The organism is Bradyrhizobium sp. CCBAU 25338 (genome assembly GCF_028128965.1).
Taxonomy (GTDB): domain Bacteria; phylum Pseudomonadota; class Alphaproteobacteria; order Rhizobiales; family Xanthobacteraceae; genus Bradyrhizobium; species Bradyrhizobium liaoningense.
On the sequence record NZ_LFKY01000042.1, the window covers coordinates 703,794 to 718,901 of the forward strand.

Annotated in this window: 14 protein-coding genes and 1 tRNA gene; 7 read left to right on the plus strand and 8 right to left on the minus strand. The window is 64.2% G+C overall.

Features of this window, described 5'->3' with window-relative positions; translation table 11 throughout:
- Positions 1–2: 2 nt before the first annotated feature.
- Positions 3–3,473, minus strand: coding sequence for a PAS domain-containing sensor histidine kinase (locus ACM42_RS33145; protein WP_271532126.1), 3,471 nt, complete (start codon positions 3,471–3,473; stop codon positions 3–5).
- A 676-nt stretch (positions 3,474–4,149) separates the two neighbouring features.
- Between ACM42_RS33145 and ACM42_RS33150 the strand changes: the two genes are divergently transcribed.
- The 3 genes from ACM42_RS33150 to ACM42_RS33160 all read left to right on the plus strand — a co-directional run bounded on the left by ACM42_RS33150 (position 4,150) and on the right by ACM42_RS33160 (position 6,439).
- Positions 4,150–4,584: a phasin gene (locus ACM42_RS33150; RefSeq protein WP_271532128.1), complete on the plus strand. Its 435-nt coding sequence runs from the start codon at positions 4,150–4,152 to the stop codon at positions 4,582–4,584.
- Positions 4,585–5,062: 478 nt separating this feature from the next.
- Positions 5,063–5,139 (plus strand) — tRNA-His (locus tag ACM42_RS33155).
- Positions 5,140–5,314: 175 nt separating this feature from the next.
- Complete coding sequence (locus ACM42_RS33160; protein WP_271532130.1) at positions 5,315–6,439, plus strand: nucleotide-binding protein; 1,125 nt, start codon at positions 5,315–5,317, stop codon at positions 6,437–6,439.
- A 146-nt stretch (positions 6,440–6,585) separates the two neighbouring features.
- Here the strand turns inward: ACM42_RS33160 and ACM42_RS33165 are convergent, their stop codons facing one another.
- From ACM42_RS33165 to ACM42_RS33175, 3 genes are all read right to left on the minus strand, one after another.
- Positions 6,586–6,822, minus strand: coding sequence for an AEC family transporter (locus ACM42_RS33165; protein WP_271532131.1), 237 nt, complete (start codon positions 6,820–6,822; stop codon positions 6,586–6,588).
- Positions 6,823–6,873: 51 nt separating this feature from the next.
- A complete protein-coding gene (locus tag ACM42_RS33170) occupies positions 6,874–7,287 on the minus strand; it encodes a nuclear transport factor 2 family protein (RefSeq protein WP_271532133.1) in 414 nt (137 codons plus the stop codon).
- Between the two features lie 175 nt (positions 7,288–7,462).
- On the minus strand, positions 7,463–7,753 hold the full coding sequence (locus tag ACM42_RS33175) for a hypothetical protein (protein WP_271532135.1): 291 nt from the start codon (positions 7,751–7,753) through the stop codon (positions 7,463–7,465).
- A 185-nt stretch (positions 7,754–7,938) separates the two neighbouring features.
- Between ACM42_RS33175 and ACM42_RS33180 the strand changes: the two genes are divergently transcribed.
- Positions 7,939–9,186, plus strand: a complete 1,248-nt coding sequence (locus tag ACM42_RS33180) for a vanadium-dependent haloperoxidase (RefSeq protein WP_271532137.1) — start codon at positions 7,939–7,941, stop codon at positions 9,184–9,186.
- 129 nt (positions 9,187–9,315) lie between these two features.
- Here the strand turns inward: ACM42_RS33180 and ACM42_RS33185 are convergent, their stop codons facing one another.
- On the minus strand, positions 9,316–9,594 hold the full coding sequence (locus tag ACM42_RS33185; RefSeq protein ID WP_271532139.1) for an AEC family transporter: 279 nt from the start codon (positions 9,592–9,594) through the stop codon (positions 9,316–9,318).
- A gap of 173 nt (positions 9,595–9,767) precedes the next feature.
- On the opposite strand from ACM42_RS33185, the gene tenA reads away from it, so the two are divergent.
- Positions 9,768–10,442: a thiaminase II gene (tenA, locus tag ACM42_RS33190; RefSeq protein WP_271532141.1), complete on the plus strand. Its 675-nt coding sequence runs from the start codon at positions 9,768–9,770 to the stop codon at positions 10,440–10,442.
- A gap of 415 nt (positions 10,443–10,857) precedes the next feature.
- Here the strand turns inward: tenA and ACM42_RS33195 are convergent, their stop codons facing one another.
- The 3 genes from ACM42_RS33195 to ACM42_RS33205 all read right to left on the minus strand — a co-directional run bounded on the left by ACM42_RS33195 (position 10,858) and on the right by ACM42_RS33205 (position 13,219).
- On the minus strand, positions 10,858–11,010 hold the full coding sequence (locus ACM42_RS33195; RefSeq protein WP_271532143.1) for a hypothetical protein: 153 nt from the start codon (positions 11,008–11,010) through the stop codon (positions 10,858–10,860).
- A gap of 116 nt (positions 11,011–11,126) precedes the next feature.
- Positions 11,127–12,050 (minus strand): HpcH/HpaI aldolase/citrate lyase family protein, encoded by a 924-nt coding sequence (locus ACM42_RS33200; protein ID WP_271532145.1) that lies wholly within the window; start codon positions 12,048–12,050, stop codon positions 11,127–11,129.
- Positions 12,051–12,052: 2 nt separating this feature from the next.
- Positions 12,053–13,219 (minus strand): CaiB/BaiF CoA transferase family protein, encoded by a 1,167-nt coding sequence (locus ACM42_RS33205; protein ID WP_271532147.1) that lies wholly within the window; start codon positions 13,217–13,219, stop codon positions 12,053–12,055.
- Between the two features lie 498 nt (positions 13,220–13,717).
- Here ACM42_RS33205 and ACM42_RS33210 point away from each other — a divergent pair, with 498 nt between their 5' ends.
- Both ACM42_RS33210 and ACM42_RS33215 read left to right on the plus strand, forming a co-directional pair.
- A complete protein-coding gene (locus tag ACM42_RS33210) occupies positions 13,718–14,059 on the plus strand; it encodes a hypothetical protein (RefSeq protein WP_271532148.1) in 342 nt (113 codons plus the stop codon).
- Between the two features lie 339 nt (positions 14,060–14,398).
- Positions 14,399–15,076, plus strand: coding sequence for a ParA family protein (locus tag ACM42_RS33215; RefSeq protein ID WP_100233799.1), 678 nt, complete (start codon positions 14,399–14,401; stop codon positions 15,074–15,076).
- The last annotated feature ends 32 nt before the right edge of the window (positions 15,077–15,108 follow it).

Below are 15,108 nucleotides of genomic sequence, written 5' to 3' on the forward strand. Positions count from 1 at the left end.
CCTCAGGCTTTGGCCAGCGCCGGCGCGAACACCACCTCGATCAGCGTGCCGTGGCCCGCGCTCTTGATGTTGAAGCGGGCGCGGTTGGCTTCGACCAGCGCCTTGGTCAGCGACAGGCTCAGCGCCGAGCTGTCCGCGGCATCGCCGGGCGGCGGGGTGCGGAACGGCTCCATCGCGGCGGCGACCTCGCGCTCGGTGAGGCCGTGGCCGGTGTCGCGGATGCGCAAGGCAATCTCGCCATGGTCGGTCAGCGCGGTCGAGACGATGACCTGGCCGCCGGCGCTGGCGAGCCGGATCGAGTTCGAGATCAGGTTCATGGTGATCTGCCGCATCGCGCGCGCATCCACGTTGACCTGCGGCAGCGCATGGGCGAGCGAGGTGCGGATGATGATGCGCTCGCGGTTGGCCTGCGGCTGCATCACCGCGACGCAGGCTTCGACGAGGTCGTTGAGGTTGAGGTTGTCGAAGGTGAGGTCGAGCTTGCCGGTCTCGATCCGCGACAGCTCCAGCAGGTCGTCGATGATGGCGATGACGCGCTCGCCGGAGGCGCGAATGTCCTTCATGTATTCGCCATAGCGTTCGTTGCCGAGCGCGCCGAAGCGTTCGGAAATCATCACCTCGGCAAAGCCGATGATGGCGTTGAGCGGCGTGCGGATCTCGTGGCTGATCCGCGCCAGCATGTCGGCCTTGGCATTGGCCGCGCCGTCGACGAGGCGGCGGGCCTGCGTCAATTCGCTCTCGCCCTTCTTGCTCTGCGAGAGGTCGCGGAACACGGCGAAGAAGTTCGGGCCGTCGGGCCGGGTGCGGCCCATGATCATCGCGAGCGGAATGACGCCGCCCTTCTTCTCGCGTCCGAGCACCTCGCGGCCGTGGTCGAGCAGGCTCGCAATGTCCTGGCTCTTCAGGCTTTCGAGATAATCGGCGACGATCTGCTGGCTCTCGGGCGCGAACAGCGTCGAGAGGTTCTGCTCAAGCAGCGCTTCGCCGTCATAGCCGAACAGCGCCTCGGCGCTGCGGTTGCAGGCGTGGATGTTGCCTTCGGCATCGAACATGACGATGCCCTCGGCCGTGGTGTCGAGGATGGCGGCGAGATCCTCGGCCTCGGCTTCGCCCGCCGCGGATTCGGGTTCGTAGGAGTAGGACGCTGAGACGACGGACTCGGTGACGACGGATTCGGCAATCACGGTGTCTGCGATGACAGGCGCCGCGGCAACGGCTGGGGCCTGCGGCAGTGCGCAGATCAGCGCGTGCGCGCTCTCGCCGTCCCAGTCGATCGTGTGCAGATGCGCGTCGGTCGTCGCAAGCGGCGCTTCGCCGTTCGCAACCGTCGCGCTGATCGTGACGGGCGTGCCGCCTTGCGAGGTGCTGCTCGCTGACGACACGCCCGGCTCGACATAGAGCGCATCGAGCCCGCCGGCATTCTCCAGCGCGCCGAGGCTGGCATAGCCCATACGCGCGAGGAAGGCGGGATTGGCGTAGAGCAGGCGGTCGAGCCGGTAGATCAGGATTCCCGTCGGCAACAGATCGAGCAGCGTGCGGTCGCGCGCGCTGGCGCCGCGCGCCGGGGCCGCGGGCTCGCTCAGCCATTCGGCCGCGGTGTGCGGCACCTCGGGCTCCGGCGCCGATGGCTCGGCTGCGGTCTCCGCCGCCGGCTCGGCCGCATCGGCCGCGATGGTCTCGCGATCGCGTTCGAGCCGTTCGGACAATTGCCGCGCGAGCTCGTTGAACGCGCTGTTCTCGACCGGCGTCAGCGTCGGCGGTCGCGTGTCGCCGGACGGTCGGAACGGCACGACATTGGGAGGCGTTTCCACGGGCGTTTCCAGATCGGTTGGGTGTAAATTCGCGTCGGCTGTGGACTCTGGCAGTTCAGGCTCGGGTGCGGGCGGCTCGATCGGCGGCGGCGCTGCAGTTGCTTCTGGCTCTGCTTGGGGCTCAACTTCGGGCTCGGCCTTCGGCTCCGGATCGGGCCCGGCGTCGTCAGCGGCGAGGTCCTGCTGCGCCGGCGGCGCGACGAGCAGCTCGAAGCGGCGCAGCGCCTCGAGCCGGTTGAGGCCGTCGAGATCGCGGCAGACGCCAAATCCCCTGAAGCCCGCGAAATTGCGCTCGCGGTCGTAGACCGGCAGGCCCGCGAGCTCGACCGGGAGACGCTCGTCGCCGTCGGCCGGCCAGTTCACCGTGATGCCGGCCCAGGTGTCGTGGCTCGCAAGCGCCTGCGCTACGCGCCCGTCCGGGTCGAGCGAGAATGTTTCGGCGATCTCGCGCCAGGGGCGGCCGAAGCCGGCGGCCGTGTGCGCGCCGATCAATCGGATGAATTCATCGGAGAGAAGCACAAAGCGGCCCTCTGCATCCATCTGCCAGAGGAAGCGCAGCGGATGCTGATGCGGTGCGGGCGGCTCCTGCTGGCCCGAGGACTCTTGGCCCGACGGCGGCTCGACCATGCCGTGAGTGATCGGCACAACCTGCGGCGCCACAATGGCCTCTGCCGGGTTTTCAACCGGAGTTTCGGGCGCGGCGTCGGCCGCCGCGGGGGCGATCGGCTCTTCAATGGTCTGGACCGGTGCGACGTCCGGTATCGCCTCGCAGGCGGGCTGCTCGGGCGTGTGCGCGATCGTCTCGGCTGGCGCAGCTGTTTCGACCGGATCGGTGAGGGCGTCGAACAGCGCGAATGCGGACGGCGCCGCGTTCGGCAGCGCGGGCTGCGCGTCCTCCCGCCCCGCGGCCGCAGGCTCGACGGGGGTGACTTCGGGCGCGGGCCGGGCCGGCTGGCCCCGTGCGATATCGGGCGCCACCTCGGGCGCGGCCTCGCGCGCTGCTGCTGCGTTGGCGGCAGGCTCGATCAGCGCGACCAGGCCGACATCGGCCCCCGCGCCGACCCTTTGCAGCACCATCTGGCCGATGCCGATCGGCGTCGCGGCGCGGCCGGTCGCCAGCGCATCGCTGCGTGCCCGGTCGAGGCCGGCCTCAAAGAGATCGCGGAAGCCGAGCAGGGAGCGGGCGGCCTCGCTGGCGCCGACGAACAGTCCGTCCGGCGCGAACGCGGCCATCGGCACGCTGGCGCCCGCGACCAGGCGATGCAGCCGCTCGACCAGCGGCATCGGGCGCGAGGTGGGATCCATGGCGGTGACGAGCACGGCATGGCCGCCATCGGCAAAGTCGAGCCGCGCGCAGGCGCAGGTCATCAGCGTGCCGAGCCGGGCACCGAAGCCGCGCAGCCGTTCGAGCCGCACGGTGCCGTTCGCCGGCAGCTGGCCCGCGAGCCGCGCCACCTGGCGGCGATGGCGATCCGCCGGGCCGAACACCTTGTCCGCGAGGCTAGCGCTGTTCGCCGCGCCGAACAGGTTTGCGCCGACCGGATTGGCCCACAGCACGCGCGAGCCGTCGACCGACCACAGCCAGGTGGCCAGCGGCGAGGTCGCATGCACGGCCAGCCGCGGATCGCCCACACCTCGCAACTGGAAATCCGAACGCGTCATAAGGCCGGCTGTCGCTCGCGCATCAGATGGCGGCTGCCGGAATGGCAGCCTTAAGAAAGAGTTATCGCCCGAGAGGCGCGGGCAGGTCCACGGCCCCGGCCCTGAAAGGGCACCCCTAAGCCGCGATAACCTTAATGGTGCCAACCCCGCAAGCCGCAGCGCCGTTGCATCCAAGGGATTCGCGGGTGGGTGCGGTTCAAAGCCCGTGCCGCACAAGAGGTGCCCATCCTCCCCTGGAGGGGGAGGATCGGTTCGGACGCAGCGAAGCGGAATGCGAACCGAGGTGGGGTGACAGGCTCTCCACTTAGGCGGTGCCCGAGTGGAGAGATCACCCCACCCCGCTCGCGCTGCGCGCGATCGACCCTCCCCCTCCAGGGGAGGGTAAGAAAAGCCGCTCGTCATCGCGCGCTCTCCGCACCCCATTACCCCAACCTCCGGTTCCCCCGTACCGGAACCTCACCCTCCCCGAGATTAAATTTCGCAGCGCACCTTCGTGGCGCGTTGCGATGCACAATGTTGACATGATAGGCACATATGGTGCTGGGCGCTGGGCGAGCCATCTCATTCGTTTCGCGTTTCCAGACTTCGTACCCGCTGAATGCGAGGGCCCAAGATCGGGGCCGGCGGGCGCGCCAGAAGGCTCACTCGATTTTTTCATTTAGCGTGAGGGACAACCATGACAGGTGCGACTGATCCGTTTTCTGCCTCGATCATCCCGTTCGAGGTTCCAGAGCAGATGCGTGCGTTCGCCGAAAAGGGCGCTGCGCAGGCCCGCGAAAACTACGCCAAGTTCAAGGACGCCGCCGAGACCCACAACGGCACCGTCGAGGCTGTCTTCACCTGCGCCAGCAAAGGCGCGAGCGAATACACCGCCAAGCTGGTCGAGTTCATGAAGGCCAACACCAGCGCCCAGCTCGACTTCGCCCAGCAGCTGTTCGGCCTGAAGTCGCCGGCCGAAGCGCTGGAGCTGTGGACCGGCCACACCCGCAAGCAGTTCGAGACCCTGCAGTCCCAGGCCAAGGAGCTGGTCGAGCTCAGCCAGCGCGTCGCCGCCGAGACCGCCGAGCCGATCAAGGCCAGCGCCTCGAAGTACATGCCGCCCGCCGCCTGAGCGGTGAGGCCGGTTTGGTCGGTATGATCCGGAAAAGTGTGTAGTGGTTTTCCGATCAGATCATGCCAAACAATAGAAACCCGGGCCGAAACGCCCGGGTTTTTCTTCGCCTCTCCCGCTTGCGCATATGGGAATCCAGGAAGGTCGTCATGCCCGGGCCTGTCCCGGGCATCCACGTTCTTGGTGCCGCGGGCAAAGGCGTGGATGGCCGGGACAAGCCCGGCCATGACGGTGTGGAAGCTACGCGCCCGAGCCGCGAGCGTCATGTGCGGTGCCCTGCCACAAGTCGGAGAGGGGGGCGCAACGCCTTGATGGCCGTGATCAAGCCCGATTTCATCGCACCGAACATGATTTCAGCTGGTTTTTCGTCCGTCTGCGGCCTTGCCAAAAACGCCCGTTGCACCTAGTTTCCGCCCCGTCCAGCCCCCTCGGCATCGGCCCTTATCCAAGGGCGCCCCAAGGCGCGGCTCGCCAGGATGCAGTTGTAGCTCAGTTGGTTAGAGCGCCTGTCTGTGGAACAGGAGGTCGGTGGTTCGAGCCCACCCAACTGTACCACTTTGCGGATAAACTCGGCTTTCCCAGCATCTTGCTGATAGATCTCGCGTATTTGCGCTGCCTAAAATACAAAAGGCGTCACATTGGCATTGCGTATGGTTGCGTTAATTCGGACTCCTGATGGTCGCTGGTTTGCGCGCAAGGGCATCCCGAGGATGTCCGCGAGGAGTACCAGATGCTCTACGGCGTCAAGCGGGAGGCCCACCTCAAGCTCCCGGCAGACACACTACGGCACGAGGCAAAGACGCGTCTTGGCGATTGGAAAGCTAAGATCGAAACGCGCATTGCCACGCTTCGCGCTCAGCGGAACGGCGAAGGTCAACCTTTCATTCGGCTCAACGCTATTGCGCTCGCAGGTCGGTGGTACAAATGGTTCAAGTCGGAGACCGAAGGCATTGTATCCCGACCATCCTCTTATCCCGAAGCGGGTCAATACGCTTGCCAAGTATATGACGAGAGAACGGTTCGCAGGCTTGTAGCCCAGGGTAGCGAAATGGCATTGACGAAGAAAAAGCGATACGCGCGGACCAAGTTCACACCAGAGGTGCTTAGGGAGGCCCTAAACCGGTTAGGACCGAAGGAGAAAATGAGGCCGGTTTCAATGGATGTTGAAGCTGCCAACGAAGCGGGCTGGTCCTTTGACGAGATGGACGAGTTCTTTGCGGCATACCGCGCACCCGACACGGTGAGTGCCGAGTTCAATTTCCAAGAACTGGGCGGTCAGGCCAATCTTTCGGTCTCGTTTTACTACAACGCTACGCGGATCAGGGTCCGAAAAGATTCCAGGAACGAGATTGAACATATCTTCGAGGTCTTCGAAGGCTCTGCAAGCGCTTGTGCTTTGCCTCCTGAGAAGACAGAGCAGTTCCTAAAAGAGAAGCTAGCTATCTTCGTGGGGCACGGCCGCAATCCAGCATGGCGAGACGTCAAGGACCATCTGCACGAGAAGCATGGCTACAACGTAACTGCGTACGAGACCGGACCCCGCGTGGGCCTTCATATTGCGGACGTCTTGGACATCATGGAAGACGAGGCGAGTTTCGCAATCTTGGTGATGACAGGCGAAAATGAGGATCACAAGGGCGAGCTGCACGCACGAGAGAATGTCATCCACGAGGTTGGTCTGTTTCAGGGCCGTTTAGGTTTTCGTCGAGCTATCGTGCTCTTGGAAGATGGTTGCGCAGAGTTCTCTAATCTTGCCGGTGTGCAATACATTCCATTTGCGAAGGGGAATATCAGAGAGACGTTCGGCGAGATCCTTGCGACCATCCGACGTGAGTTCAACCCCGGAGGCGGATAAGGCCGACACGCTAAAGTCCACCGTCGTCAGAACAATCACCAGCAAAGTTGCTGCTACAGGAGACGTAAGGAGGCGGCGCGCATCCGCGTGTCACATTGTGTGCTCACTCTGATGACGCGTCTATTCAGATGCAGCATGGTCAGCGACTATTTCACCCACACCACCCCCGGCAACGTCACCGCCGCCAGTAGCGTGCCCAGCGCCACTGCGCCTGACACCGGGTTCACCAGCCGCTGATACTGCACCGCGAAGATGTACACATTGGCGCCGGTCGGCATCGCCGCGAACAGCACGACGACGCCGGCGGCTAACGGCGGCAGGTCGAGCAATGTTGCCAGCACGAACGCCGCCGCCGGCATTGCCATCAGCTTGAGTGCGCGCATCACGAGGATGCCGAGCTTCTCGCCCGCTTCAAGCGCGAAGAAGATCCAATCTCATCGTGCGCAGGAGGTCATCGCCTTGATCTGCGCAGTGTCCGCAAACTCGATCAGCTCAGCGATTTTGCCGTCCTGAAATCTGAACAGGTCCAGGATCTCGGTGCTGGAAGCCTGCCCGGTTGGACGGTATCGAACGACAACTCGGGAATGGACGGCGACCCGATCCCCGTCAACCAGCTCAGCCAGGATTTCGCGGCCTTCGAAGCCGAAGGCCTCAATCAATTTACCGAAGGCACCACGCAGCGTGGGGTGCCCCTGCATGCTCCCTGTCAGTTCGAGCGCGCTTTTGTCGCCCATCAAGGTAAACAGACCCTGCGGATGGAAAGCTGTCACTAGGCCCTCAGCGTCACTGCCGTCGCGCGCGGCGTAGGCACTCCTGACCACTGCGAGCATCTCTTCGCGTTGTCCCATGTTAACCTCCCTGAAGACGTATCAGGACAGACTAGCGACCTTTGCGTGTAAACGCAAAATCATCGGGACCGTGGTGCAAGTGCTCAGCGCGCCACCACCCACACCACCACCACCACCACCGGCAACGTCACCGCCGCCAGCAGCGTCCCCAGCGCCACCGCGCCCGACACCGGGCTCACCAGCCGCTGATACTGCACCGCGAAGATGTACGCGTTCGCGCCGGTCGCATCGCCGCGAACAGCACGACGACGGCTAACGGCGGCAGGTCGAGCAGTCGTGCGAGCACGAACGCGGCCGCCGGCATCGCCAGCAGCTTGAGCGCGCACATCACCGGGATGCTGAGCTTCTCGCCCTTGACCTCGAAGCGGAACAGGTTGATGCCGAGCGCGATGGGCCCCGCCGCCGATCCCGCTACGCCAAGGATGCGATGGGTGTACCGAGACTGCCGAGATGAGGGGGCGCGCATCAGGTAAGGCAGTCGATCTTACTTTTTGGATCGCGTCTTCAGAATTCTACAGCGAAGGCACTGATGAGTGTAAAGTGTCTCACATCAGCAGGCTTGCTGTCATCTTAAGATCGTTCTGCACTTCCATGTTCTTGCGCGGCCCGTCCGTACAAGGTGTCGCTCTCTTGACAACGAGGAGCATGAAGATGAAGACGTTCCTTGCAACGAAATCTCCATTCTTGATCATCGCCGCTCTCGCAGTTTGCGTCGGCACCGCGCGTGCCGATGTCATCATGGATTGGAACGCGAAAGCAGATGCGATTGCCGCTGAAAAGAAGATCCTACCTGCGCCGCAGGCCCGGACGATGTCGATGCTTCACGTTGCCATGTTCGAGGCCGTCAACGCGATCGAAAGACGGTACGCTCCATACAAGCTGGATCTCGTAGCAGACCGCTCAACGTCCAAGGAAGCCGCAGCGTCGGCTGCGGCTTACAACATTCTTCTGACGATCTACCCGGACCAAAAGTCAGCCCTTGATGCGGCGTTGCTTGCATCGCTTTCCGGCATTCCGGATACGGACGGAAAGGCGAATGGAATCGAGCTTGGAAACATTGCCGCTTCCGGCGTGATAGCGTTGCGCAGGGATGACGGCAGTGACGCTCAGGAGATTTATCGCCCCTATACAGCCCCGGGTGTCTATGTGCCGACCGTGGTGCCGGCTGCCTCGACGTCTGGAGCAACCTCCCCTTGGGTCATCACGTCGGGCTCACAATTCCGTCCAGTGCCACCACCGGCGCTCGATTCCGAGACCTGGACCAGAGACGTCAACGAAATTCGGGAGCTCGGTGCTCGCAACAGCACCACCCGAACACCAGAGCAGACGGCGATCGGACGCTTCTGGTTCCTGGTCGGGCCTCCCAGTTTCAATCCAATCATCCGGCAAGTCGCATCGGCCAAGCACATGGACGTCGTCGATTGCGCTCGTCTGTTCGCCCTCGCCGAGATCGCTGCGAACGACGCCATCGTTGCCGTCTTTGATGCGAAGTATCATTACAATTTCTGGCGGCCAATGACGGCCATTCGCAACGCGGACATCACGCACAACCCGATGACGCCACGCGAAGCGTCCTGGTTGCCGCTGGGTGAAACGCCAATGCATCCCGAATACCCCTGCGCCCACTGCATCGTATCAGCTGCGGTTTCCACGGTTCTCCGGTCCATCGCCGGCGACGAAATGGAGTTGTCGATGACCAGCCCCACTGCGTCAGGTGTGACTCGCAAATGGGCCAAGCTCCAGGATTATAGCGATGAGGTCGCAAATGCGCGCATCTATGCCGGTTTCCATTACCGTTTCTCGACCGAGGTCGGAAAGGACATGGGCAGGAAGATCGGTGATTTGACTGTCAGGACCCAGCTTCGCGGGCTGGAAGCGCGAGTTGATCCGAAGCAGTAAGTGTGTCTCGCATCCAGGCAGAGCAAGTAGACGTCTGAACAGGGCGGGCAGGGCCGCCAGTGCTCTGCCTGCTTTTCATTGCGGCTTGTTGCCCGCTCCGAAGCAGATATCTTGCATTTGTGAGGGCGCCTATCTCACCCCCGCCACCATCAACACCACCACCGGCAGCGTGATCGCCGCCAGCAGCGTTCCCAGCGCCACCGCGCCCGAGACCGGGTTCACCAGCCGCTGATACTGCACGGCAAAGATGTACGCGTTTGCGCCGGTCGGCATCGCCGCGAACAGCACGATGACGCCGGCGGCGATCGGCGGCAGGTCGAGCAGTCTCGCCAGCACAAACGCCGCTACCGGCATCACCGCCAGCTTCAGCGCGCACATCACCGGGATGCTCAGCTTCTCGCCCTTCACCGCGAAGCGGGGCGGGTTGATGCCAAGCGATCAGTGCGGCTCGAAGCGGGGCCTATCCGCAACGTTGCTCAAAGCCAGCTTTGTCCGCCGCCACCGTAGCTCCTCCGTTCGCAATGCGCTATCGGTAGCGAGCTAATGACGTTTGATGGACAAGCAAGCAGGCGGAAAAGATCGTGAGTTTTTTCGAGCGTCTCAAGACAGCCGCGTCCACTGAGTGGCGGGCCTATACGGAGCATCCCTTCACGAACGGATTGGCGGACGGCTCGCTCCCCGAAGCGGCGTTTCGTCACTACCTCGTTCAGGACTACCTGTTCCTCATCGAGTTTGCTCGCGCGTACGCGCTCGCGGTCTACAAGTCCCCCAGCCTTGCCGACATGCGTGAAGCCACGGCAGGCCTTTCGGCCATCCTTGATGTCGAGATGAACCTGCATGTGAAGCTCTGTGCCGAATGGGGCCTGTCCCCGAGCGACCTCGAACAAGCCCCTCCGGCGGCCGAGATGCTGGCCTATACGCGCTACGTGTTAGATTCGGGAATGCGCGGCGATCTGCTGGCGCTCAAGGTCGCGCTTGCGCCTTGCGTGATCGGGTACGCGGAGATCGCAACGCGGCTCGCTTCGCGCCCCGATGCTGACGCCGCGAGGAACGCCTATCGCGTCTGGATCGCCGAGTACGCCGGCGTGGCGTACCAGGAGGTCGCTGCCAAGGCTCTAGCGCATATGGAGCAGCTCGCCGATCTCTACGCCACGCCGGCCCGCGAGGCCGAGCTGATTGCGATCTTCAAGGAAGCCACCCGCCTCGAGGCAGACTTCTGGGAGATGGCCTGGCGCGCAGGCCAAGGTGTCGCATAGGGGTGTCGGCAATCGTCAGGCGCCCCTACTTCCGCCCGCCACCATCAACACCACCACCGCAATAAGTCTCCATGCGCTCTCCTGAACGCTGATATCCAAGCCGCACGAGCGAATTGTGGGCCTGCGTTCGGCTGGACAAATTCGCCATTTGGAGTAGCCTTTTCAGACACAGCAACATGTTAGCGGAGGTTCTCCGTGGAACATCGCGGCGTAAGCTTCTCAATCGTTGAAATGAGCTACCCGGCTGGTTGGAAGTGGACTGTCGGAAAGGGCCGAACAGTGTCGGTCGGTGTCTGTGCGACGAGGCTCGACGCGATCCGCCAGGCTCAGACCTTCATCGACGCGATCATGGACTGGGCTGCCTAGGCTGAGTCAAAATGCTCGCCTTCGATTGGTCCGGTGGGCCATCGCGAGCCTACCTCACCACCCACACCACCACCGGCAGCTTCGCAGCCGCCGCCAGCAGCGTCCGCAGCGCCACCGCGCCCGACTCCGGGCTCACCAGCCGTTGATACTGGACCGCGAAGATGTAGGCGTTCGCGTCGGTCGGCATCGCCGCGAACAGCACGATGACGCCGGCGGCAGACCGAGCAGCTTTGCCAGCACGAACGCCGTCGCCGGCATCATGCCGGCTGCGATCCGCGCAAACACCAGCGCGACGATCAGCAATGTGGCCAAGGGCCGTTACGACCCCAGCTCGATGATCCTGCGCGCCATCCGCACATTGGCATAGTCGATCATCTTGCCGTCCAGCGTGACCGCGCCCTGGCCCTGCGCCTCAGCCGTCTCCATCGCTTCGACCACCCGCCGCGCCTGGGCCAGTTCCTCGGCCGACGGCGTGAACGCACGCAGCGTCGGTTCGATCTGGTCGGGATGGATCACCTGCTTGCCGTCGAAGCCCATCGCGGCGGCCTTTTGCGCGCTGGCCTCAGTCAGCCTGGCATCGCGGAACGCGCCGCAGGGGCCGTCGATGGCGCGCAGGCCGAAGGCGCGCGCGGCGACCAGCAGGCGCATCATGGGATAGGCGAACAGGTCGAGCGGCGCGGCGGCGTAGCCGCTTTGCGCGGAGCCGACATGGCGGTAGCCGTCCGGCGAGATGCCGATGTCGGAGGTGCGGGCGCCGAGCGAGGCCGCGAAGTCGCCGACGCCGAGATGCAGCGCGGCCACGCTGTCGTGCGCGGCGGCGAGCGTGTCGACATTGACGAGGCCCAGTGCCGTCTCGATCAGCAGTTCGAGCGTAACAGGCGCAGCGCGATCCGGCGCGGCGGCGCGGAGCTGATCGGCGATGGCGACGATGTCGCTGGCACGCTCTGCCTTCGGCACGATCACCGCATCCAGCCGCGGCAGCGCCGCCAGCGTGCGGATCTCGTTTGCAATGAACGGGCTGTCGACGGCGTTGAGCCTGACCGCGACGTGCTTATTGCCCCAGTCGAGCGAGGACAACGACTGGACGGCTTCCTCCAGCGCAACGCCCTTCTCGGCGGGCGGCACGGCGTCCTCGAGATCCATGAACACGGCATCCGCGCCTGAAGCCGCGGCCTTGGCGACGACGCGGGCGCGATGCGCGGGAACAGCCAGATAGGCCCGGCTCGGCCGCAGCGAGGCCATCGTCACGTCTCCTTGGCCAGGCCGAGTTCAGCGAGGATGGCCTCGTTGTGCTCGCCGACATCAGGCACCGGATCCATCCGCGGCGTCACGCCGGGAATAGTGAGCGCGGGCAGGAGGCTCATCACCGGCCCGCTCGGCGATCCCACGCTCTGCACCCGCCCGCGTGCATGAAGCTGCTCGTGCTTCAGGAAGGCCTCGACCGAGTTCAGATGCGCATTGGCGATCGCGGCCTCGTCCAGCAGCCGCAGCACCTCTTCGCTGGTCATGGATGCAAAGCGTTGCTCGATATGCGCCTGCAGATCGTCGCGGTTCTGCATGCGCAGCGGATTGGTGCGGAAGCGCAGGTCGTCGGCAAAGCCGGCATCGCCCAGCACGATGCGGCACAGCGACCGCCATTCCCGGTCGTTCTGGATGCCGAAGAAGATGGTGTTGCCGTCGCCGACGCGGAACGGGCCGTAGGGCGCGATCGTCGCATGTTTCGCGCCGGTGCGCGGCAGCGGCCGGCCGGTGCTCTCGGTGTAGAACGCGGGATAGCTCATCCAGTCCGTGATGGAATCGAACAGCGAGACCTGGAAGGCCGTGCCCTTGCCGGTCCGCTCGCGGGCGTACAGCGCCATCAGCACGCCGTTGAGGATGTACATGCCGGTGGCGATGTCGACCACGGAAAGCCCGACCTTGGCGGGCTCCGCCTCGGTGCCGTTGATGGCGAGCACGCCGGCCTCGCACTGCACCAGGAGATCATAGGCCTTCTTGTTGCTGTAGGGTCCGCCGCTGCCATAGCCCGAGACGTCGCAGGCGATGAGGCGCGGAAATTTTCGCACGAGCGATGCGGCGTCCAGACCGAGCCGCTCCGCCGCGCCGGGCGCGAGATTCTGGATGAACACATCGGCCCGCGGCAGCAGGGCTTCGAGCACCTTGCGGCCTTCGGGGCTCTTGATGTCGATCGCGAGGCTTTCCTTCGAACGATTGGTCCAGACGAACTGGCTCGACATGCCGTTCATCACATGATCGTAGTCCCGGCAGAAATCGCCGCTTCCGGGCCGCTCGATCTTGATGACCCGCGCGCCCCAATCCGCCAGGTGCCGGCTGGCCAGCGGCGCCGCGATCGCCTGCTCGAGCGAGACAACCGTAACCCCCGAGAGCGGAAGTTCCGCCTCATTCCCCTCCATGCGATCGCCTCCACTTCCCACGCTTTTGATCAGCGCAGGAGACAGGCCACCCCACGCGCATCTTTTGATGATGCCATCATGCCCCTGTTTTGCCCGACAAGTCAAACTCGACTTCGTTAAATCCTAAGAATGGAAATGCTGAGGGATTGCCGTCACTTGGCTACTGTGCATGGGGTTGTTTTCTCAAGTTTTGTGTTGTGAGGGGGCCGAACTCGGGTGAGTGTGAGCTGCGGTCTCTCCCAGCGAGCAGGTGTCGTCCCCCGCCTTGCGCGCAAGTGCGCACTGGGGCGGGGGATCCAGTACGCCGCGGCTTATCGAGGAACTTCAGGCGTCTCTGGAATACTGGGTCGCCCGGTCGAGCCCCGCGCCGCCAACGTTTCGCCTCAGTCGGCGCCCTGTTGCCGAGACCGCACACGTCGCGGCTTTCGCATCTGCCCTCGTTGCCAACGCACCGCCGTTCACCCACTATTCCCCCTGACTCATCACGTGGGGAAATCGATGCCGGCATTTCGCTTGAAGAAGTCACTGGCCGCCGCAACCCTCGGGCTTGCCCTCGCCGTTCTGGCCCTGCCGCGCGCCGGCTTCGCCTACACCCAGGAGGAGCAGCAGGCCTGCTCGCCGGATGCGATGCGGCTGTGCAGCGAGTTCGTTCCGAACGTCGATGCCATCACCGCCTGCATGATCAAGAAGAAGGCGCAGCTCTCGCCGCAATGCCGGGTGTTCTTCCGCCCCGAGCCGGGCGAGGTCCGCGCCGGCAAGCCGACCAACATCGCGCCCAAGGCTGCGAAGACCACAAAGCCGGCGCCGAAGGTGGCCAGAAGGAAATCCAGCGAAGGCTGAGCGCGGACGCCGGCTTCGCGACAGCCACCGGACTCCTTTTGTTCACGCGACGCCGCGCAAGGCTTGCGGCCATGGCAGCCGCGGGCGACGGAAAAGAGTCGCCTGCAGGTTTGCGCGGCAAGGTTGCGTTGTCCCGCTTGTTGCTCAAATAACGCACAAAAGCCCGGGCGAGCGGTGTTTCGCTTGGGTCTGGGTCTCTTTCCCGCGGAGCAGTGTGACTCAAAAGCCAACACGCCTTGTTATTTCGTGGCTGTAACGCAACCCCTGATAAATTTTTCTTTCCCGAATCAGCGCGCTGATTCATTTTCGCGGCCTGGGGTCAATCTGGAGGCCGAAGGTATGAACGTTATTGTTTTTGCATCGCGTAAGGGCGGCTCGGGCAAGAGTACCCTGGCTGCACATCTCGCCGCGCAGATCAAGGCGAGCAAGCAGGTCATGCTCGTGGATGCCGATCCGCAGGGCTCGCTCACGCTGTGGCACAAGCTGCGTGGCACCAACGAGCCGCCGATCAAGGCTGCCGTGAACTCCGTCAGCGGCATCGTCTCCGCTGCCAAACGCGACGGCTATGAATGGGTGTTGATCGACACGCCGCCGAACCTGTCGGCCGTCGTCGACGACGCGATCCGCAACGCGACGATGGTGATCATTCCGGCGCGTCCCGGCGTGTTCGACGTCAACGCGGTGCAGGAAACCATCCAGATGTGCCGCGCCGCGCGCAAGCCCTACGCGGTCGTGCTCAACGGTGCGCCGGCGCGCCGCGACGATGCCGAAAGCCCGATCGTCACCATCGCCCGCGAAGCGCTGGCCAAATTCCGTGCTCCGGTGTGGGGCGGTCAGATCACCAATCGTTCGGACCTGCTGATGGCGCTGAGCCACGGCGAGGGTGCGCGCGAGTATCAGGCCGAGAGCCGTGCGGCCCAGGAGATTGCACGGCTGTGGGCGGCGATCGAGCGTTCGGTCAAGGCTATTCGCGGCACGGCGTCGGCTTCCGGCGCAATGCACAAGCAGGCGGCTTAATTTTCATTGTTCATTCCCCGGACGAAGAACGC